We start from the raw sequence: 19,449 nt of genomic DNA on the forward strand, positions 1-19,449 counted from the left end.
CGGGCACGGGAGAGGGGGAGTGGCGGGTGCAAGCCGCGTGAACGGTGTCACGTGACCTGTAAGGAGGTTGGCAGGGTGGGGAGTTGGGAGATCTGACGGGATGCCGTTCGGAGGTGACTGTCGATCAGACGGACGCGGCGTCGTCGAGCCCGGTTCCGGATTTCTCAGGGAAATCCCGGTGCGTTACGTCAGGTGGAGGTGAGCCCGAAAGTCGTGGGCACGGAACGCCTTTCGCGGTGAGGAGAATTGCTCGTACAAGGACGGCAGAAGACACGCGAAGGCGGGGGAAGTGTTTTCTGAATGCAGCAACGAAGGATCCGTGGGAATCCCTCGAACGGCACTGAAACAAAAGAGAAGAAGCGTTTATTCAGAGCGGTCACCGCTTCTGGCGGAGGACGTTAGCGCGCCCCACCCGAAGGGCGCAAGGAGAAAAAGCGGAACGCTGCCTCCCACTTTCGAGGGCGTGAGGCCCAATTGGGGACATAAGGGGAACTTCTGGGATGCATTTTCCTGACTTCAGGAGCTGGTGATCCCGGCTGCCCGCCTGGCGTGTCAAGCAAAATTTGACACTCCGCATCCGTGTCAATCCAGTGCTGTAGCGTGAACACCTCAACGTGTGCGTCGACCCAGGAGGGTGTGAAGCGTGGAGGTCGGAGAGGACTTCGGGCCCTGGCTGTCCCGCCAACTCCAACTGGCGAGAATGAAGCAGACGGAGCTCGCCGACGCGGTGGGAGTGACCCGCGCCGCCGTCTCCGCGTGGATCACCGGCAGGGCGGAGCCCCGGACCGAGACGGTGAACAAGATCGCCGAAGTGCTCGGGATGGATGCCGGCACGGTGCACACGCGCACCACGGACACCTTGGCCGGCCTTCCGGTCACCTGGTACCACCGCCCCGGACACGCCGACGGTGGACGGGAGTTCGGCAACGCCGCGGCCTTCGCGTTCGAGGCCGACCTGGAGGTTCTGGCCCGTGAGGCGACCCAGAACAGCCTCGACGAGCGCCGCAAGGAGAACGACCGGCCGGTACGAGTCCGTTACACCCTGCACGAGTTGACCGGGGAGACGCTGGCCCGATTCCGCACGGCACTTCGCTGGGACGATCTCTTCCCGCACTACGAGGCCGCTGCCGCGCAGGATCAGAAGGTCGGCCGTGTCATCAACGCCGGGATCAAGGAGATGTACGAGCGGGACCGGTTGGTACTGCTCCGCGTCGACGACTACAACGCCAACGGGCTGACGGGCGACGACTACGACGACGGTCGCTTCGCCGCCGTGGTCCGTCGCCAACTCGACAGTCGCAAGTCCGACTCTGCCGCCGGAGGCTCGTACGGCCTGGGCAAGGCCACGCTCTGGGCGACCAGCCGACTCGGCCTGGTCCTCATGAATTCCACGCTCTCCGAGCCCCATGAAGGGCGCACGGAACGGCGGTTGATCGGACGACTCGACCTGCCGTGGCGCGAGGTCGACAACAAGCCGTACGCCGGCCCGGCCTGGCTCGGTCGCCCCGATGCGGAGGCGGACAACGTGCATGTCGTCCGCTCCTGGTGGGCCGAGGAGGAGACGGTGGAGAGCCTGCACCTCACTCGGGAGAGCGACGACCCCGGCACGTCGTTCCTCATCGTCGGGGCGCACGATGTGGCAAGCCTCGTCGGAGCGGGGCAGGCCTATGACGGCGACACAGGTGATGACGAGGACAGCCTCGAGCGCATGCACCACAGACTGGTCCGCGCGCTCGGCCGAAACTTCTGGGCCGCGATGACAGCGGGTGGAGAGCGCCAGCCCCTCCTTGAGGCGTCGGTGCGGACCCTGCGCAATGGGGACGAGTACCTCCGGGAGGAGCGCGTGGACCCGCTCGTGCACCAACCCGCCCGTGCGCGTGCCCTGCAGGCGTTCCTCAGCGGGAACACGGTGGACCGGCTCACCGAGGCCGGGCAGGTGGCCATGACCACGGTCCCCCTGAAGGTGCCGGAGCGGGACGGCCGACCCGGCTCGGCCGGTGAGCACCGGGCGGTGCTGCTCGTGACGGACGCGACGGATGCCGACGGCAAGTTGAACCAGGTAACGGCGATGCGTGGCAATCGCATGACCGTCAAGACCAGCCGGGTGCCTGAACTCCCGGTGGGGACCAACCCGTTCCAGGCGGTGCTTCTTGCCGGTCGTGCGGCAGGCGAGGAGGCTCCGTTCGCGGGCGAGGCCGAGGAGTTCCTGCGGACCGCCGAGCCGCCGGAGCACAACAAGTGGGGCCAGAACGAGGAACTGCGCATGCGGTACTCGCCTTCGGCGCATCGGCGCATCGGCGCCCTGACCACCGAGACGAACAAAGCCGTCAAGGAACTGGTGGCGATCCCCAAGGAGAAGAAGGGCGGCGGGGCTGGTCGGGTGGGGAAGCGCCTCACGGTCACCGGCAAGGCTGCGGCCAAGGGGAAGGCGACGACGGAACCCCCGAAGCTCGACGATCTGGACGCCGTGATCGACGCTGCGGGTGCGTGGCAGGTCACCGCCGAGGTGAAGGTGCCGACCGGGGATGAGAGCTGGCGCATGAGCCCCGTTGCGAAGCTGGAGGTGCGGTCGGGCCCCCGCCCCGTCGTGCGTTGGGCGGAGCTTGTCGCCCTGAGCAACTGCGAACTGGTGGACGGAGTCCTGCACTTCACCCCAGGAGCCCGTCGCGCCTCCTTCCGGGGGGTCACCGACGTGTCCACACATCCGGTGAGGGCCGCACTGACCGGGCTTGTGGTCGAACTCCACACCGGTAAAGGAGACACCGCGTGAAGGCCTTCCCGTACCCCAGACTCTCTGGTGCGGTCACCGCGCGAGTCACCGCCGTCCGGTTGCGCGGCCCCGGCGACACGCGCGAGGACCTGGACACCAAGGGATATTCCGTCGTCGAGCAGGTCGTGGCCCTTGGGCGGGCCGAGCGCGACGACTGGGAGACGGCCCGACTGGCGGTGTCGGCGACCGTTCCGGCCCGGGAGTTGGAGACGAAGGGCCACTGGTCCGACGTCTCGGTCGTCGCCGTACTGACGGAGAAGGCCACGAACGCACGGACCGTCGCCGTCCTGGAACGAGGTGCGAGGGAAAGCCGTGACTGGTCAGGGGCGATCACTCTCCTCAGGGCCGACCACTTGGACCGGGCCACGCTGGCCGTGCACGTCGTGGCCACCGTCGGTGGGGAAGCCGGCCGGATCATCACTTCCACCGAACGGGACTGGCTGGTCGATGTCACGGCCGACGTGCCATTGAGGGACCGTCAACTCGATGTCACCACAGTTAGTTTCGCCCGAGGGGCGGAGTGGTTGCGCTCCTTCCGGGACACGCCCTGGATCGTGGACACCTCGGGCCGGATGCCCACTGTCCGTCTCAACTCCGACTTCGAAGGCCTCACCGCGCTCGTGGAAGGCACGGGGTCGAGGGTCGAGAGCCTCGTCGGGGACATGCTGCTCGCCCAGTTGTGCACCGACGTGTGGACGGCCGTCTTCCACACAGCCATCGGGGACCTGGAGATGGAGGACGACGGTACCCCGCTCCTCCCGCCGGACTGGCGGGGCGAGGTGCTTCGGGAGATGCTCCCGGACATCGTGCCCGGCCGTTCCGCCGAGGACGCGTTGCGCGACGTCCACCGCCGCCGTACCGGCAGTGGTGGGTGGGCCGGGCTCCAGCCCCGTATCCACTATGCGGCCGCCCGCCGCGCCGAGGTGTCCAAGACACTGGACGATGTCGTCCGGGCCATCGCACGACTCGACCAGGAGACCGACGCGTGACCGCCAAGCCTGAGCACTTCCCGGAGCGGCTCGCCCTGATCTCCGACATGCAGGCCGCCGAGTACATCAGCGAGGGGCTGCTCGCGGGTCGTGAGGACGTGCCTGCCGTCGCGCTGAACAAGGTGACGGAACCGATTCCGGGCGACGAGGCGCGCAGCCGGCTCCACCCCGTACGGGACCTGCTCGTCGACGCGATGTACAAGTTCGGGGACGACAAGCCCACCGCGGCGGACGCCTGGCTGGCTCCGCGACTGCACGCCACGCTGCGGCTGACCAGGAGGGAAGCGGCTGATGCCCGGCTGTGGACCTACCTGGCCCTGGGGGTGGGGCCGGACTATGTCGTCTGGCGGCACATCTCGGGTCCGAAGAAGGACGGCAGCGCGCCGAGCGTGGCCAGGAGCAGGTTCCAGGGCCCGCACCACAAGCAGGCCTTCGCCCGCCTTTGGTGGGCGGCCGAACTCTTCCGCAACGGCCCCGACTACCGACCCGCCGAGGTCGCCTGTGCGAACCAGGACATGCTCAACACCGCGCTGCGACTCGATGTCATCGACCACAGGCCCACGGCTCAGGCCGTCGTGCGCCTCATGGAGAAAGGGACCGTGCGGACCGGCCGTGAGGTGAATGGCCTGGCCGCCGCGATCAACGCGTCGGCGGCCACGCTCATGTACGACGTCGTCGCGCCGGACGCGGAACGGGACGGCGAGCCTCTTCGTGACTGGGTCGCGGCCGCGGAATCAGCGCGGGCGGTGTCCCGGCACGTGCTCCCTGAGGGGCCGGAGGAGGAGGTTGCCCCGGAGCCTTCCGTGGAGGCCCTCGTCACCTACTTCGAGGGGCTCTTCGCGGACGCGCCCGTACGCGGGAAGGAAGAGGCGACGGCGGACGACAGCGCGGCTTGAGCGACTGTCGTACGTCTCAGGAGTCCTCGGCGGTGATCTCCGTGGCCGACGACGCCGGCGGCCGCCACCCCCGCAAGGCGGGGAACAGAGCGTCGTCCGGCTGTCCAAGCCCCAATGCCGTACTGAGGATGTGAAGGGACAGACGCGGCGGAATCGCGTTGCCGATCTGCTGGGCGACGTCGGTCGAGCGCCAGGGGTACGCGGCGGGGAAGGACTGAAGGAGGCCGGCCTCCTCGAAGGTCAGTCGCTCCAGTTCCTCGCCGACCTCCATCTCGCCGGACTCCGTCTCCTTCAGGAGAAAGACACGGTTGCGTCTGATCTTGCCGGTCACCGTGGCGGACGGGTCCGCGGACGTACGACGGCCACGCTTCTTGGGGTCGCCGCCCGAGCCGTAATTGGAGACCACCACGAAGTTCTCGGGCCGCTTGTCGAGGACGTCACGCATCGACGTCCACGGCTCGACCCCGGGTTCGACCTTCTCGTCGCTGTCGGAGTCGGTGAACAACTCCTGCTGCTGCTCCGGCCCCGACTCGGTCCCCTCCGGGAGCCGTTCGGCTCCCGGGCGGTACCGCTGATGAGTGCGACCGGGGAAGGGGACCTTCATCTGCTCGTTCCCCGGGGCGTACCGGGCGATCAGCACCGCACGCCGACGGGTCTGCGGCACACCGAATTCCTCGGCGTGCAGGACGTGGGCATCAGCGGCGTAACCGACGGTCTTGAGGATCTTGGCGTAGTGCTTCCACACCGGCAGGACGGTCGGCACCTGCTCGAGGACGACGACGTCGTACGGCCTTCCGCGCTTGAGCTTGGCTTCCATGATCCAGCGCAGCGGTTGGAGCACGAGACCGGTTCGTTCGTCCGACATGGCATCGGTCTCGGCCTTGACCCTTTTCCAGACGGCCTCGAATCCCGCCGCGTCCGTGGGGCTCACCAGGAGTGTTGCAAGGCGCTGTACGTCCTCCAGCGCCTTGTGTCCCTCACGGTTCCCCGCGACCGAGAACGTCTGGCACGGCGGGCCGCCGGTGAGCACGTTCGCCTCCACGACCGCGGGATCACACGCGCTCAGCTTGGCGACGTCCTTCTCCTCGGTGGTCAGCAGACCGGCCGCCGCTCGCGTTTCACGTGTCGCGTCGTCCCACTCGACCCCGATGCAGTCCTCCACTCCCATGATCGTGGCCGCGATATCGAGACCACCGGGTCCCGCGAAGAGGTCCACGATGTGAACATCCGCAGGTAGGAGTGCTGGTTGAGGTGCGAGGGTCATGGGGTTTGAGTGTAGCCGGCGTTGAAGATCTTCTGTCCCGTGCATCCGAGGCGCCAACGCTCCATGATCAGCCCGTCGGGTCAGGCACCGAGGGCGCGTCTGACGGCGTGCCCGAGCGCCTCCCCGACAGGTGGTGGAGACGCGTGGCCGATCTGCCGGTAGCGGGCCGTCTTCCGGCCGGCGAACCGCCAATCCTCGGGGAAGGCCTGGAGGAGGGCCGCCTGCGCGTCCGTGATCTTGACCAGGCCGGGGGTTCCGAGGCCCGGGTCCCACACGAAGTCCGCCTCCGGGACCTCGTCGGCCACGGTGCCGCCGTTGACGCCGATACGGGCCCACGCCTTCTTCGTCCCTGTCGGCCCGAGGTCTGCGCCTCCCCGATTGTCGGAGCCGCCCACGAGGGTCGGCGCCACGCAGAGCGCCTGGGCCGCCCATCGGTCGGCGTCCCGCCAGCCCCTGGCGGCCATGGATCTGCGCAGCGCCCTGCCTACGGGAACATGTTCCTGAACGGTCGGCGTCGGCTTACGGAAGGCGTCGAAATACCTCTTCTTGAGGGCGACGAGAACCCCCTGCTTGCGATCCTGTGGCACGCCGAAGTCGGCTGCATTCAGGACGAACCACTCAAACCGGTATCCGAGGTGTTCGAGTTCCTTGTGGATGAAATCGCGAACCGTCACGAACTCGGGTGCGTCCACCAGGCCGGGTACGTTCTCGATCAGCAGAGCCCGCGGCTGGATCGCGTGGGTCAGCAATACGGCCGCTTCAAGGAGCCGCTGTTCCTCGTGGGTCTCCGTCCGGGCGACGGTGGCGTTGGACTTCACCCGGGGCGGTCCCGCCGACAGCAGGTCGACGTCGTACGTCTCCTGGTGCTCGGCCGGATCGAAGTCCAGAAGGTTCTCCTGGAGAACCTTCCATCTCGGCCGGTTCATCCGCAGGGTTTCGCATGCCACCGGGTTGTCGTCCAGGAGTAGCACCGGTTCGAAGCCCGCTTGCTCCAGCCCCACCGCGAGCCCGCCCGCGCCCGCGCATACATCGACGGACCGTAACCCGCTCATTCGCCCCCACTTTCTCGCTGTTGTTTCTGTACCCCGGATCGTTTCCGATCGACGACGTTTCTCACCTCGCCGGCCACGACATCTGGACTCTCGTGCTCCCAGAACCGCAGGACGGTCCACCCCGCCGCCGTCAGATGACTGGTCGTCTCGATGTCCCGGCCCATATTCCGGTCGAGCTTCGTGCGCCACCACTCCGCGTTCGCCTTCGGCTGCGTTGCGTGTTCAGGGCAGCCGTGCCAGAAGCAGCCGTCCATGAAGACCGCGACCTTTGCCCCCGGGAAGGCGATGTCGATCGTCCGTCTGGGCATGTCCGGAACGCGCACGTTGAGGCGGTACCGCAGGCCCGAGGCGTGGAGGAGGCGGCGGACCGCGACCTCGGGGGCGGTGTCCTTGCTCGCCTGGCGGCTCATTCTCGCGGAGACGCCGGGCGAGGAAGGTTTGGCGGTAATCATGATGCGCGTCGCCTCTTACGGCCGGATGTCCTGGCGATCGATGATCGCGAATTCGCTCTTGCCCGAGTCCCTGGCACGGAAACGCAGCCGGCTCTGGCCCGGCTGTCCCGAACCCGCCGGTGGAACCAGGTTAAAGGCCATGACCAGGTGGCGCGGGTCGATCGATCCGTCCGTACCGAGCGTGGGCACCTCCTCGACGACCGGGTACAGCATGACTGCTCCGCGTCGCGGACGCACCAGCGACTCGACCAGCTCGTTGCCCGCCAGGGCCGTGGGCGCTCCGGCGATGCGCAGGGCTGCGTTGCGGTGCTTCGGTTCACTGATCGCGCCGAACAGGCGCCCGCGCCGCCGAACGCGTCGGGCGAGGGAGAGGGGCCGTGAGCCGAGGATCCTGGCCTCGGTGCGCCGGCCCGAGGTCTGCTGGGGCGCGATCACGACCCAGTCGTCGATTGGCGGATTGAGGCCACCGGCCTCGACGAGCGACTCCAGGTGCGGCGAGAACTGTGAGGGCTCCGACCAGCGCAGTTCGCACAGCAACTTGAGCAGGTCGCTGTGCCCGATCGTGGAGACGAGAGCCTCGTACTGCTCCCCCAGGTGGGAGCCGAGTGTGACGGGCGGCTCGGTGAGTCCGTTCAGCACCGACATCCACTGATTCGCGTTGTGGCCCAGATCTGCCGATTCTGTCGGATACGCCGTCGGCTCCACCCACACCCCCGGCGACCGCACCTCCACCAGCTCCGCGTTGAACATCTTGTTGGCGGCAGCCGGCTTCAGCCACGGGAGGTGTTGGGAGACCAGGGGTGGGACCTGGGACGGGGTCAACTGCGGGCGGCCGTCCACCAGTTCCGCGTAGCGGGCGAGCTGTTCGCGGAAGAGTTCCTCGTCGCGGCACACCGCCTCGAATGCCTCGTACAGGTCCGCCGTCCGGTCCCGTCCGTATGTTTCCTCCCGGCCGATGTACAGCCGCACCAGGTCGCGGTAGCCCGGGCGGAAGCCGAACCAGCGGCCCATCTGCATCAGGGTGTCCGCCTGCTGCGTCGTGCGGCGGTAGTACGTGATCGTCAGGCCCTCGACCGTGAAGCCGCGGGACAGCTTCGTGCCGCCGACGAGGATCTTCCAGACGTTCGAGCTGTCGAAGTCCAGGTCCAGCTGGTCGAAGTAGCGGTCCGAGTCGCCGTTGACCACGATCACCGGGGTGCCGGTGGAGCCGATCAACTGGCGGGCGCGGCTCACGTGTTGGCGCAGCTCGTCGTACGAGGCCGGGCAGGGGAGTCCGTCGGCGCGGGCCTCGCTCACCGGGGCGAAGTCCGACTCCCACAGTGCCGCGAGGCGGGCGTGGCCGGGCGCGGACGTCTGCGGGGCCTCGTGCCACATGGTGTTGATGCGCAGCGCCAGCTTCGCGTGGTCGTCCATCTTCACCGACTCGTGGACGAGCATCGTGTGGTGACGGAAGTTCTTCTCCGGGACGCCCGCGGCCAGGCGGTACAGCTTCAGCGCTCCGGACAGCACGAACGCGTCCATCGCCTCCTGCAAGCGGTCGCCCGTGGAGTCGTAGATGCCCCGGACATGCGCCTTCTCCTGGGAGTTGGCGACCGTGCGCTCTCCGTCCTCCACGGGTGAGTCCAGGTCGTGGAAGTCCTGTACGCCCATGTAGCCGGTGGGGCGCGGGAGCGAGATCAGGAAGTCGCTGGGGAAGATGTCCTCGCCGTCGCTGGGGTCCACGAAGACGTTGGCGAAGGGCGTGGCCGTGTAGCCGACGTACTGGGCGCGCGGGAGGAGCGTGAGCAGCTGGGATATGAGGCTGTTGATCGCCGTACGTTCGGTGCGGCCCTGTTCCCACTTCTTGGGGTTGGACGTGTTCACCGACGCCTGGTCCGACTCGTCGTCGATGATCAGCGCGGGGAGTTCGCCGAGGATGCCGTGGATCTGCTTGAGGTCCTTGACCAGCTTGGTCAGGACCGCCTTGTTCTTCTTCACGACCATCACGCGGGCCGCCGCGTGGTGCAGGTTCGACGGGTCGTGGAGCGGGAGCGTCCGCTCGCGCTTGTCGTACTCGAGAGCGCGGATCCCCGTCGCGAGGCTCTTGTAGTCCTTGTCGCGCGTGGTGAGCCGGTCGATGTCGAAGGAGCCGCGCGTCGACGGGCGGCCCCCGTGGCTCACGAAGTCGTCCCACTCGGCGTCGTCGCCCACGTAGTCGATGCCGACCAACGAGTCGACGTCCGACGGGTCCGCGCCGCCCAGGATGTTCTCCTGGCCGATCAGCTCCATGTCGATGCGGCGCTGCGTCTGGGCGCGCAGCATGTTGAGCGTGCCGCCGAGGACGATGACCAGGCGGTAGCCCGCGTCGATCGCCTTCGCCGCCACACCCGTGAAGTTCGCGGTCTTCCCGGACTGTACGTAGCCGACGACCAGGCCCTTCGCCTGGCGGGCGGCCGGCTGCTCCGGGTTCGACAGGCGCTCGACGACCGCGCGGCTCGCCCCGTCCAGGCTCGCGATCGCCGCGTCCGACCAGCCCTTGTCGCGCAGTTTGTGCTCGTACGCCCGCCAGTAGAAGGTGCGGGCCGCCGCGCGCTCCTGCGTGTACCAGGGCGTGAACTCCCGCGTGATCACAGTGGGTCCGGCGATCACCGAGACGCGCACGGCCTCGTCCAGGACCTTGCGCAGGTCCTCGCCGAGGCGCAGCCGCTCGTACACCGCCGCACGGCGCGCGGGTGTGCGCGGCGCGGTCTCCGGGGACCAGAGCGGGGACTCGGCGAAGTCCCAGTCGTTGAGGTGGCGGCTCCACAGCGCGAGCAGCGCCTCGTCCCCGCCGACGAGACGCGCGCGGAACGTCTCCTCGGTCAAGTCCGCGTCGGGATGGTCCTCGTCGGCGGCGAGCGCGGCCCAACGGGCGAAGTGGCGGGGGCTGTTGACCATTCCGGCCAGGGCGGAGGTGTGGATCTCCAGGAGGATGTTCGCGTCGTCGTCGCTCATTGAGGGCCGGTCCTTCTGTCTGTCTGCGGAGGGCGGTGTCGGGCAAGGAGGTGGGGTGCAGGGCTCAGGACGTGCCCCGCACCCGCCTCTCCCGCTGCGCGCCCACCGACGCCAGCAGGATCGTGTTCCAGTAGTCGATCCGGTCCTGCCGCGTCTTCTCCCAGCGGCCGAGGCCGAAGCAGTCCTCCAGGAGCAGGTACAGAAGGGTCTTGGTGACCGGGGCGTCATTCGAGCCGCCGCGGCGGCCGTCGTTGAAGTCGTCGCGGAACGTCTGGTTCAGGACGATGACGTTCGTCTCCCGGTCCAGCTCGAAGAAGCGGTCGTCGGGGAGCGGGCGCCAGGTGAACTCGATGGGGTCCTCGCCCGGCTTCTCCGGGAGTTCCTCCCTCACGACCCGCTTGACCCTGGGGTCGAGACCCTTGCCCGGCGGCGTCACGGGCTTGCGTACGATCTCGGACCGCTTGGCGCCGTCCCGGTAGGCGGCCTCCGCGTCGGCCTGGTACGTGGGGAACGTGGTCCCGGCCGGGTCGAGCGCCTTCTCCACACCCAGCGTGAACGCGGGCGTCACGGTGACGCCTTCCTTCTTCACATCGAGGCTGAACACGTTGTTGGTACCGGCGGGCAGGTCGACCGCCACCCGCGCCAGAACGAGGTGACTCTCCGGGTTGCGCAGGCCGTTCCAGCCGCCCGCCTGTACGAGGCGGTCGTTGCGGTAGAAGTAGAAGCCCTGCCGCTCGGCGAGCGCCCCGATCTGGCGGAACCCCGCCTGCTTCGACTTCGCCGGCCAGATGTGCGTGGTGAGTCCGACCTCGCCGACCCCCTCCACCGGGGCCGAGAACTTCCGCGGATAGCCTTTGCGCCCCGGCACCTTGTAGCCGAACGGATCCAGGGCCTCCACCGCGATGTGGTCGACCTCCTCGCCGAGGCCGTTCCCTGCGCTGCCCACGTCCCACACCGCGATGTCCAGCTTCAGGCCGCGCTGGAGGAACCGGTGCAGGTACAGGCCGAGATGGGTCTCCAGACGGGATATCGCCTTCGAGAGGAACTGGTCGCTCTGGCCGCGCGCGACCGTCTCGAACGCGCGCACCTGGTCCCAGCGCACCACCGTGCCCTGCCACTCGATGATTCCGTCGTAGCGGTCGACGAGGTCCTGTGCGTAACGCGGGTCGACGGTGTCGCAGCGGAAGCCGTCCTCGACCCCCTCGGCGGTGAGCCGGCGGCCGGCGGCGCGGCTGCGCCGGGTGCGGCTGACCACGGTGAGCGAGGACGCGTGGGACAGGGACGCCGCCTTCAGCCCCGTGCCGTACATGCCGAGGGCGTCCTCGCCGTACTCGCGCCGACGGCCCACGGTCATCGCTCCGTCGAGGGCGTCGTCGTCCATGCCCCGGCCGTTGTCGATGATGAGGAGCGTCAGGATGCGGTCGGCGTCGCGCAGGAAGTGCACGACGATCTGGTCGGCCTTCGCGTCGATTGAGTTGTCGATCAGGTCGGCGACGGCGACCTCGAAGCCGTAACCCTGATTGGACAGGGCCTTGCCGTAACCGGAGTCCGGCGGCAGGTGTGTGCTGCCCGTCGTGGGTACGTCGTACTGCCACGCAGCACCGGATTCGTAGGGCATGTTCATCCTCGCGCACACAGGTCGGGGCCTGCGTGGGGGGACGGAGCGGCCCGACAGTTGAATCGGTAAGTGTGACGGTACTGCAAAGGTCGGACATAGCGTGGCGAGAGTCCGAAGGCTGGCGGAATCCCCCCGGCGGAGGTCCAGTTCCCGCCCTTCCGCCTGCCTTCGCGCATGCCCGGACCGCCCAACTTCCCCCAGCCCGCGGTCAGGTCAGCTCTCCTCCGCCCCATGACACTCCCCATAAACCCGCCCCGACCCGCACCAGCACTCAGCCCCCCGCTCCGGCGGCCACGGGATCGCGCGGCCTCGGGCCGCCAGCGTCGTGGCGTACTGCGGCAGCAGCGACGCGTCTGTCGGGGACGAGGACTCCGACGCCGCGAAGGCCTCGTACGACGGGACCGTGCCCGTGACGATGCCCAGGTTCGGGGTGCCCGAGGCCGCGAGTTCGCGGAGGGAGGACTCTATGGTCGCCAAGTGCTCCTCGTGGGAGGGGTATTCGGCGGTCAGGGACGGGTAGGCCGCTACCAGTTCCGAGAGTTCCGACGCCGTCCAGTGCAGTACCGCCACGGGGAACGGGCGGGACAGTGCCTGCCTGTACGAGCCCAACTCCGCGCGCAGGCGCAGGATTTCGGCCTTCAGCTCCGCCGGGTTGTTCGAGCCGAGCGCCCACGTCCGGTTCGGGTCGTGGAGTTCGTCCAGGGACACCGCCGCCTTGTGGACGAGGTCCGCGAGCGCGTCCCACTCGTCGTGCTCCGCGCCGATCAGGCGGCGTACGCGGTGGCGGCCCAGGAGCAGCGGGTGCGTCTCGTACGGCGGGTTCGTGCGCTCCGCCGTAGGCAGGAGCAGCGTCAGGGCCTCCGTGAAGGACTCGTGCGCCGCTTCCAGCTCGTCGTGCGACTCCAGGGCCTCCGCCACGATCACGTACGCGGCCGGGTCCTTGGGGGCCGCGGTCCGGATGCCCGTGATGATCGCGCGGGCCTCGGCCTCGTGGCCGTACTCCCACAGGTTCGCGGCCATCAGGGCCTTCACCAGATGCGGGTGGTCCAGCTCGGACGGCGGTCCGGCGATGAGGCCGTCGTACAGCGAGGCCGCGCGTTGGCGGACGTCCGCCAGTTCGTAGTGCGCCGCGGCCTGGAGGAGCAGCTGCTCCGCGTCCTCCGGGTACAGGCCGGCGATGCGCTCCAGGCGCTCGGCTTCGGCGATGTGGTTGACAGGGTCTACAGGCTCGGCGGGCGTAGCAGGCGTGTCGGGGCGCATGAGTGACACCGTACTGCCGACCACCGTCACCGGCGCCAGGTCACCACAGGCTCGCGTAGCCGTTGCTCTCGTTCAATACGTACGCCATGCGCCCGACCACCACGGCCAGCGTGCCCGCCCACAGGACCGTCCCCGCCCACAGCCAGGCCACGCACGAGCGGTAGCGGCCGTCGGTGTCCAGGGCCGCGAGACCGGGGTGCGCCGGGTCGAAGCGCACGCGCACGCGGGCGCCCTCCTGGAGTGCGTGGGCGCCCACCTCGTCGGGCAGCGCCTGTTCGTGCGCCGTGCCGTCGGCCGCCGTCCAGCTGACCACCGGGTGCAGCACCGCGTACGACGCCTCGTTCGACGCGACATGGCCCGTCACCGTCGCGTCGACCACCGTGCCGGTGCTGCGGCGGAGCGTCTCGGTGACGAGTTGCAGCACCTGCGAGGTGGCCAGGACGAGGCCGGCGATGAAGGGGATCAGTGCCAGTAGCCAGAGGGGACCCATGAGGGGCGAGCTTAGGGCGCCGGTCCTTTCACCGGTGACTTCCCTGGTGAGTTACGGAGGCAGGGCCTATCTTGCGGCCGTGCGCGAGCGGAAGCAGCGGGAGTGGCGACGGGATCGCGACCGGGATCGGGACCTGCATCGGGAACGGGATCCGGAGCGTCGCCCGGTCGTCGTGCGGCAGGGGCCGCACGCTGGACGCCGTGCGCCCGGGCGACGGCTCTCGATCCTGGGCCGCCCGCAGAGGCGCCGCCCCTCGACCCCGGGCCCCCCGCAGGGGCCCCGTCCCTCGGCCCTGCGCCGCACCCTGTGGACCGGCGCCGAGGTCACCGTCACCCTCGGGGTCGTCCTTCTCCTTCTCGTCGTCCATCAGTTGTGGTGGACGAATCGCGAGGCCAGAGCCGGTGCCGAGCGCAAGGTGCGGGCGCTGGAGCACGAGTGGGCGGCCACCCCCTCGGACGGGCGGGGTGACGGGGGCGAGGACAGCGCCTCGGATCCGGCCGGTGACGACCCCCCGGGCGGCTCGTCGGGCGGCGAGGGGGCCGGGAGCGGGTCCGGGGGCCGGACATCCGCCGACTCCACCTCCGCCTCCCGGGAAACGCCCCGCTGGGACCAGGCCTACGCCGTCCTCACCATCCCCCGCCTCGGCCTCACCGTCCCCGTCGCCGAGGGCGTCGGGAAGCAGAACGTCCTCAACAAGGGCTACGTCGGCCACTACCCCGCCACCGCCCAGCCCGGCCGGCCCGGGAACTTCGCGCTCGCCGGGCACCGCAACACCCATGGGGAGCCCTTCCGGTACATCAACCGGCTGCGCAAGGGCGACGAGGTCCAGGTCCGTACCCGCGGCGCCGTGTACACGTACGTCGTCGACAAGACCCTCGCGCAGACCTCCGCGCGCGACGGCGGCGTCATCGCGGGGGTGCCGCGCAGCGCGGTTGTGCGGGGCGCCGGGTACAGCGAGCCGGGGTACTACATCACGCTCACCACCTGCACGCCCGAGTACACGTCCAAGTACCGGCTCGCGGTGTGGGGGAAGCTGCGGTCGATGCGGCCTCGGTGACGGATGTCGGTGGCCTCGGCGGCAGGATCTGGCGGACCGGTTACGGGATCTGCCGACCCGACGACGGGCGGCCGGACGGCGGAGCGCGGTGCCGGCCCGGGACCGATCAGCGATCCGCCCGGGCCGGTACCTGGGGGGCGGGGGCTGGGGCCTGGGCCTGGGCCTGGTCCTGGGCGGGCCGCCGCTCCCGCAGGGTGAGCAGCGTTAGCGCCGCGACGACAGCGAGGCCCGCGGACACGGCCAGCGCTACGTCGGCGCCGTGCGTGAGCGCGCCGGGCGTCGTGCCGGTCGCCGTGGAGAGGGCGATCATCAGGGAGACGCCTGCTGCCGAACCGATGTAGCGCGCCGTGTTGTTGGCCCCGGAGCCCATCGCGGCGCGCTGCGCGGGCACCGACTCCACAGCGAGGAGCGGGAGCGCCGCGTTCAGGAGCCCGCCGCCGATGCCGGAGATGAGCAGGCCCGGCAGGAGGCGGGTCCACGAGCCGGATCCGAAGGCGCCCAGCATCGTGAGGACCGCGGCGGCGTGCAGGGCGAAGCCCACGGCGAGCTGGTGGCGCGGTGAAACCCGTCCGGCCAGGCGCCTGGCCTGGAGCGCCACGAGGAACGACGTCCCCGACCAGGCCAGGAACAGCCAGGCCGTGCCTATCGGGGACAGGCCCATTGTGTGCTGGAGCAGCGTCGGCAGGTAGCTGAAGAGCGCGATCACGGACAGGCCCGTGAACAGGGCGCCGGCGGAGGATGCGAGGAAGAGAGGGCGGCGAAGGAGGCCGAGGTCGAGCATGGGCGTCACGCGGTGGCCGTCGGCCGCCCCGTCGCGCCGCTCGACCCACACGAACGACGCGATGAGGACGACCGCCGCCGCGAGGAGTGCCCAGACCGGCGCGCGCAGCCAGCCGTCGCGGCCCAGGGTGAGCCCGGCGAGCAGCGCTACCAGGGCGAGACCGAGCGTCAGGGCGCCCGCCAGGTCGGGGCGGCCGCGCGCCTCGGCCCGGGACTCCGTGAGTGCGCGTGGCGCGAACGCGGCGACCAGCAGGGCGGCGAGCGCGAGCGCCGCGTAGGACCAGCGCCAGCTCATCGTCGCGATGCCGCCCGTGAGCAGCGGGCCCACCGCGATGCCGCCGCTGACGAACGCGCCCCAGACCCCGGTGGCCCGCACCCGCCCCGCGCCCGGTGGGAACGCGTGGACCAGGAGGCCGAGGCTGCTCGCGAGGATCGCCGCGCTCGCCGCGCCCTGCGCGACGCGGGCCAGCGTGAACAGCCAGGTGTCGGTGGCGAGTGCGCCCAGCGCCGTGGTGACGCCGAGCGCGGCCGTGCCGGCCAGGAAGGCGCGGCGGCGCCCGTAGTCGTCCGCGAGGCTGCCCGCGACCAGGAGGAGCGCGGCGAGGCCGAGCGGGGTGCCGTTGAGCAGCCAGGCCTGGCCGGAGAGCGGGGTGTGCAGGTCGGCGGCCGTGGCGGGGAGCGTGACCATCGGGGCGGTGTACGTCATCAAAGCGACGGCGGTGGCGGCACTGGTGACGGCGAGGGTGGCGGCGGGGGACGGAGGTCGTACGGGCCGTGGCATGGGAGTGCCCCTTCAGGCTCGGATTCAGCGCGGTTCAGCGCGGTTCAGCTCGCATCAGCGCAGGATCAGCTCGGGCAGCTCAAGTTCATTCAACGAACTCACTCGATGCATCGACCGTAGCATCGTTGGTTCGGTCATTGAACCTAGAGGGGGAAATGTGGCTACAGTGGAGCCATGGCTCTCGGCAAGGACTACGCGACGCAGGAGTGCTCCATCGCCCGCGCGCTCGAGGTGGTCGGGGAGCGCTGGACGCTCCTCGTCGTCCGCGACGCGCTCTTCGGCGTGCGGCGCTACAACGACTTCCTCGTCCACCTCGGCATCCCGCGCGCCGTCCTGGCCTCGCGCCTCCAGGCACTGACCGCCGCCGGGATCCTCGAGAAGCGCCGCTATCAGGAGTCCCCGCCGCGCGAGGAGTACGTCGTCACCGAGCGAGGCAAGCAACTGTGGCCCACGGTGCGCTCGCTCGGCGCCTGGGGGCTCGAGCACCTCTCCGACGGGGCGCCCCTGCGTGTCTTCCGGCACGTCACGTGCGGCACGGGCCTTGGCCCCGTGGGGGACTGCCCCACCTGCCGGATCCTCGTCCCCGTCGACGAGGTCGAGATGCTTCCGGGCCCCGGGCTCGACCCGGAACCCGTCGATCCGGTCAGCCGCGCGCTTCTCTCGCCCCGACGGCTGCTTCAGCCGATCGTGGCCGATCCTGTATAACGGGCAGAACGCCACAACACGTGGGCACGGACCGAACAGCGGGAAGGAGGGACGCCGGACATGACCCGCACCTGGGCCACGGCCCTGCGGCCCGCCGCCCTGCTCCTGTTCCTCCTCGTCGAGACCGTCCTCGTCGACACCGGCAGCCTCACCGCCGCCGTCGCGTTCGCCGCGACCGCCGCCGCGGGCTCCGCACTCGCCGTCTGCTCCCTCCTCGCCGCGCGCTGCGCCCCCGCCGTGCCCCGCACCCGGGTCCGCACCGCGATGCGCGACCGTGAGCAACGCACCGCGTTCCTGCCGCAGCGCGATCCCGACGCCCGCGGGCGCAGCCGCCCCCGAGCACCCGGCCGTTTCCTCCTGACGGCCGCGTAGGGAACCCGCTCCACCCGCAGTCCCGACAAGGACCGCAGTCCCCCTACGGGCCGTCACGCCGATCGGCCGCCCTTCCCGGCGGTCTTCCGATTCCGGCACGACGGGACCCCCGGAGGGCTCACCCATGTCGACGTTCATGTCTGTCTTCGCCAGCCTGGTCGAGCACATCGCCGACCTGCTCGACCCGGTCTTCCACGCCTCGGCGACCGCGGCGGCGATCGTCCTGTTCACCGCGTTCGTACGCCTTCTCGTGCACCCCCTGTCCCGTGCCTCGGCCCGCGGGCAGCGCCAGCGCGCCAAGCTCCAGCCGCGCATCGCCGAGCTGCGCAAGAAGCACAAGAAGAGCCCCGAGAAGCTCCAGAAGGCGATCATGGAGCTGCACAAGGAGGAGAAGGTCTCGCCGCTGTCCGGCTGCCTGCCGAGCCTCCTCCAGCTGCCCGCCTTCTTCCTGCTCTACCACCTGTTCTCGAACGGCAGCATCGGCGGCGAGCCCAACGCCCTGCTCGGCCACACCCTCGGCGCGGCGCCGCTGGGCGGGCGCTTCAAGGACGCGCTCGCGGACGGCGGGCTCTTCGGCGCGCAGGGCGTCGTCTATCTGGTCCTGTTCGCGATCGTCGCGGCGGTGGCGAGCTTCAACTACGCCCGTACGAAGCGTCAGATGGCCGCCCAGCCGATGCTGCCGGCCGCCGCGGACGGGCCGCAGGCGCCGGGCGCGGGCGCGATGGCCTCGATGACGAAGATCATGCCGCTGATGTCGTTCATGACGCTGTTCACGGTGGGCTTCGTGCCGCTCGCGGCCGCCCTGTACGTGGTGACGAGCACGACGTGGAGCGCCGTCGAGCGGGCCGTCCTCTACCGCGACATGCCCTCCGCCGCGGCGCTTGCTACTGCCGTGTAAAGGTCCAGTCCGTGAACGAGGTATTGCGGACTGGACGAGGACCTTGGACGATCGACCAGTCCTCCGATGGCTGCACCCGTCGCGAGGTCCCTCCTCGATCAAGGGAGTCTCAACCATGAAGCTGCTGCGAGTCGGTACCGCTGGGGCGGAGCGCCCGGCCCTGCTCGATGCCGAAGGTGTCCTGCGTGACCTGGGCGGAGTCGTCCCCGACATCGACGGGGAGCTGCTCGCCGACGACGCGGCGCTGGGGCGCGTACGGGCTGCCGCCGAGTCCGGCGAGCTGCCCGTGCTCGACGCGGACGGCCTGCGGGTCGGCCCGCCGGTCGCGCGGATCGGGAAGGTCGTGTGCATCGGCCTGAACTACCACGACCACGCCGCCGAGACCGGCGCCGAGCCGCCGTCGGAGCCCGTCGTCTTCTTCAAGGCGGCGGACACGGTCGTCGGCCCCGACGACACCGTGCTCGTACCGCGCAAGTCCGTGAAGACGGACTGGGAGGTCGAGCTGGCGATCGTCATCGGGCGTACGGCGCGCTACCTGGAGTCGCACGAGGAGGCCCTCGCGCACGTCGCCGGATACGCGGTGGCGCACGACGTGTCCGAGCGCGAGTTCCAGATCGAGCGCGGCGGCACCTGGGACAAGGGCAAGAACTGCGAGACGTTCAACCCGCTCGGCCCCTGGCTCGTGACGGCGGACGAGGTCGCGGACCCGCAGGCGCTCGGCCTGAAACTGTGGGTGAACGGCGAGCTGAAGCAGAACGGCTCGACGGCAGACCAGATCTTCCCGGTCGCCGAGGTGGTCCGGTACGTCAGCCAGTTCATGACCCTGTACCCGGGCGACGTGATCAACACGGGGACGCCGGCGGGTGTGGCGATGGGGCAGCCCGAGCCGAAGCCGTATCTGCGGGCCGGGGACGTGGTGGAGCTGGAGATCGAGGGTCTGGGGCGCCAGCGCCAGGAACTCAAGGACGCGTAGCGCTCCGCGTGGGGGCGGGGGAACTGCGGGGGTCGTTGGCCGTCGGTTGCCGGTTGCCGGTTGCCGGTTGCCGGTTGCCGGTTGCCGGTTGCCGGTTGCCGGTTGTCGGCTGACGGTCC

Annotated in this window: 16 protein-coding genes; 8 read left to right on the forward strand and 8 right to left on the reverse strand. The window is 69.9% G+C overall.

The genetic code is table 11. The features are described 5' to 3' along the window. The first annotated feature begins 643 nt into the window (after positions 1–643). The 3 genes from OHA58_RS22445 to OHA58_RS22455 are packed head-to-tail and all read left to right on the forward strand — an operon-like array spanning position 644 to position 4,655. On the forward strand, positions 644–2,770 hold the full coding sequence (locus OHA58_RS22445; RefSeq protein ID WP_405480919.1) for a helix-turn-helix transcriptional regulator: 2,127 nt from the start codon (positions 644–646) through the stop codon (positions 2,768–2,770). Next, positions 2,767–3,759 (forward strand): hypothetical protein, encoded by a 993-nt coding sequence (locus tag OHA58_RS22450; protein ID WP_405480920.1) that lies wholly within the window; start codon positions 2,767–2,769, stop codon positions 3,757–3,759. Before OHA58_RS22445 ends, OHA58_RS22450 begins: the two co-directional genes overlap by 4 nt. Further along, positions 3,756–4,655 (forward strand): DUF6339 family protein, encoded by a 900-nt coding sequence (locus OHA58_RS22455; RefSeq protein ID WP_405480921.1) that lies wholly within the window; start codon positions 3,756–3,758, stop codon positions 4,653–4,655. The genes OHA58_RS22450 and OHA58_RS22455 overlap by 4 nt, the downstream gene beginning before the upstream one ends. Positions 4,656–4,671: 16 nt before the next feature. Here the strand turns inward: OHA58_RS22455 and OHA58_RS22460 are convergent, their stop codons facing one another. From OHA58_RS22460 to OHA58_RS22490, 7 genes are all read right to left on the reverse strand, one after another. Next, positions 4,672–5,919 carry a DNA cytosine methyltransferase gene (locus tag OHA58_RS22460; RefSeq protein WP_405480923.1) on the reverse strand — a complete coding sequence of 416 codons (1,248 nt, stop codon included), beginning with the start codon at positions 5,917–5,919 and terminating at the stop codon, positions 4,672–4,674. An 80-nt stretch (positions 5,920–5,999) separates the two neighbouring features. Next, on the reverse strand, positions 6,000–6,971 hold the full coding sequence (locus OHA58_RS22465) for a DNA cytosine methyltransferase (RefSeq protein WP_405480925.1): 972 nt from the start codon (positions 6,969–6,971) through the stop codon (positions 6,000–6,002). After that, positions 6,968–7,423, reverse strand: a complete 456-nt coding sequence (locus OHA58_RS22470; protein ID WP_405480927.1) for a very short patch repair endonuclease — start codon at positions 7,421–7,423, stop codon at positions 6,968–6,970. Before OHA58_RS22470 ends, OHA58_RS22465 begins: the two co-directional genes overlap by 4 nt. A 15-nt stretch (positions 7,424–7,438) precedes the next feature. Beyond that, positions 7,439–10,396, reverse strand: a complete 2,958-nt coding sequence (locus tag OHA58_RS22475) for a Z1 domain-containing protein (RefSeq protein WP_405480928.1) — start codon at positions 10,394–10,396, stop codon at positions 7,439–7,441. A 64-nt stretch (positions 10,397–10,460) separates the two neighbouring features. Continuing rightward, the gene (locus OHA58_RS22480) at positions 10,461–12,014 is read right to left on the reverse strand and encodes an ATP-binding protein (RefSeq protein ID WP_405480929.1); all 1,554 of its coding nucleotides are present in this window, start codon (positions 12,012–12,014) and stop codon (positions 10,461–10,463) included. 213 nt (positions 12,015–12,227) lie between these two features. Continuing rightward, a complete protein-coding gene (locus OHA58_RS22485; protein WP_405480930.1) occupies positions 12,228–13,274 on the reverse strand; it encodes an SEC-C metal-binding domain-containing protein in 1,047 nt (348 codons plus the stop codon). Positions 13,275–13,314: 40 nt separating this feature from the next. Continuing rightward, positions 13,315–13,764, reverse strand: a complete 450-nt coding sequence (locus OHA58_RS22490; protein WP_405480932.1) for a DUF3592 domain-containing protein — start codon at positions 13,762–13,764, stop codon at positions 13,315–13,317. Between the two features lie 292 nt (positions 13,765–14,056). On the opposite strand from OHA58_RS22490, the gene OHA58_RS22495 reads away from it, so the two are divergent. Next, entirely contained in the window at positions 14,057–14,821 is a 765-nt protein-coding gene (locus tag OHA58_RS22495; protein WP_405485101.1) for a class E sortase, read from the forward strand. Between the two features lie 106 nt (positions 14,822–14,927). On the opposite strand, the gene OHA58_RS22500 is transcribed toward OHA58_RS22495, so the two are convergent. After that, positions 14,928–16,382: an MFS transporter gene (locus tag OHA58_RS22500; RefSeq protein WP_405480933.1), complete on the reverse strand. Its 1,455-nt coding sequence runs from the start codon at positions 16,380–16,382 to the stop codon at positions 14,928–14,930. A 174-nt stretch (positions 16,383–16,556) separates the two neighbouring features. Between OHA58_RS22500 and OHA58_RS22505 the strand changes: the two genes are divergently transcribed. The 4 genes from OHA58_RS22505 (at position 16,557) to OHA58_RS22520 (ending at position 19,330) form a co-directional block, all read left to right on the forward strand. Further along, positions 16,557–17,087, forward strand: coding sequence for a winged helix-turn-helix transcriptional regulator (locus OHA58_RS22505; RefSeq protein WP_405480934.1), 531 nt, complete (start codon positions 16,557–16,559; stop codon positions 17,085–17,087). A 60-nt stretch (positions 17,088–17,147) separates the two neighbouring features. Beyond that, entirely contained in the window at positions 17,148–17,459 is a 312-nt protein-coding gene (locus OHA58_RS22510; RefSeq protein WP_405480935.1) for a DUF6412 domain-containing protein, read from the forward strand. Between the two features lie 124 nt (positions 17,460–17,583). Beyond that, positions 17,584–18,357 carry a YidC/Oxa1 family membrane protein insertase gene (locus OHA58_RS22515; RefSeq protein ID WP_405480937.1) on the forward strand — a complete coding sequence of 258 codons (774 nt, stop codon included), beginning with the start codon at positions 17,584–17,586 and terminating at the stop codon, positions 18,355–18,357. Positions 18,358–18,472: 115 nt separating this feature from the next. Next, the gene (locus OHA58_RS22520) at positions 18,473–19,330 is read left to right on the forward strand and encodes a fumarylacetoacetate hydrolase family protein (RefSeq protein ID WP_329435043.1); all 858 of its coding nucleotides are present in this window, start codon (positions 18,473–18,475) and stop codon (positions 19,328–19,330) included. Positions 19,331–19,449: the final 119 nt, after the last annotated feature.

Origin of the sequence: Streptomyces sp. NBC_00009 (assembly GCF_045040855.1) — a bacterium.
Taxonomy (GTDB): domain Bacteria; phylum Actinomycetota; class Actinomycetes; order Streptomycetales; family Streptomycetaceae; genus Streptomyces; species Streptomyces aureus.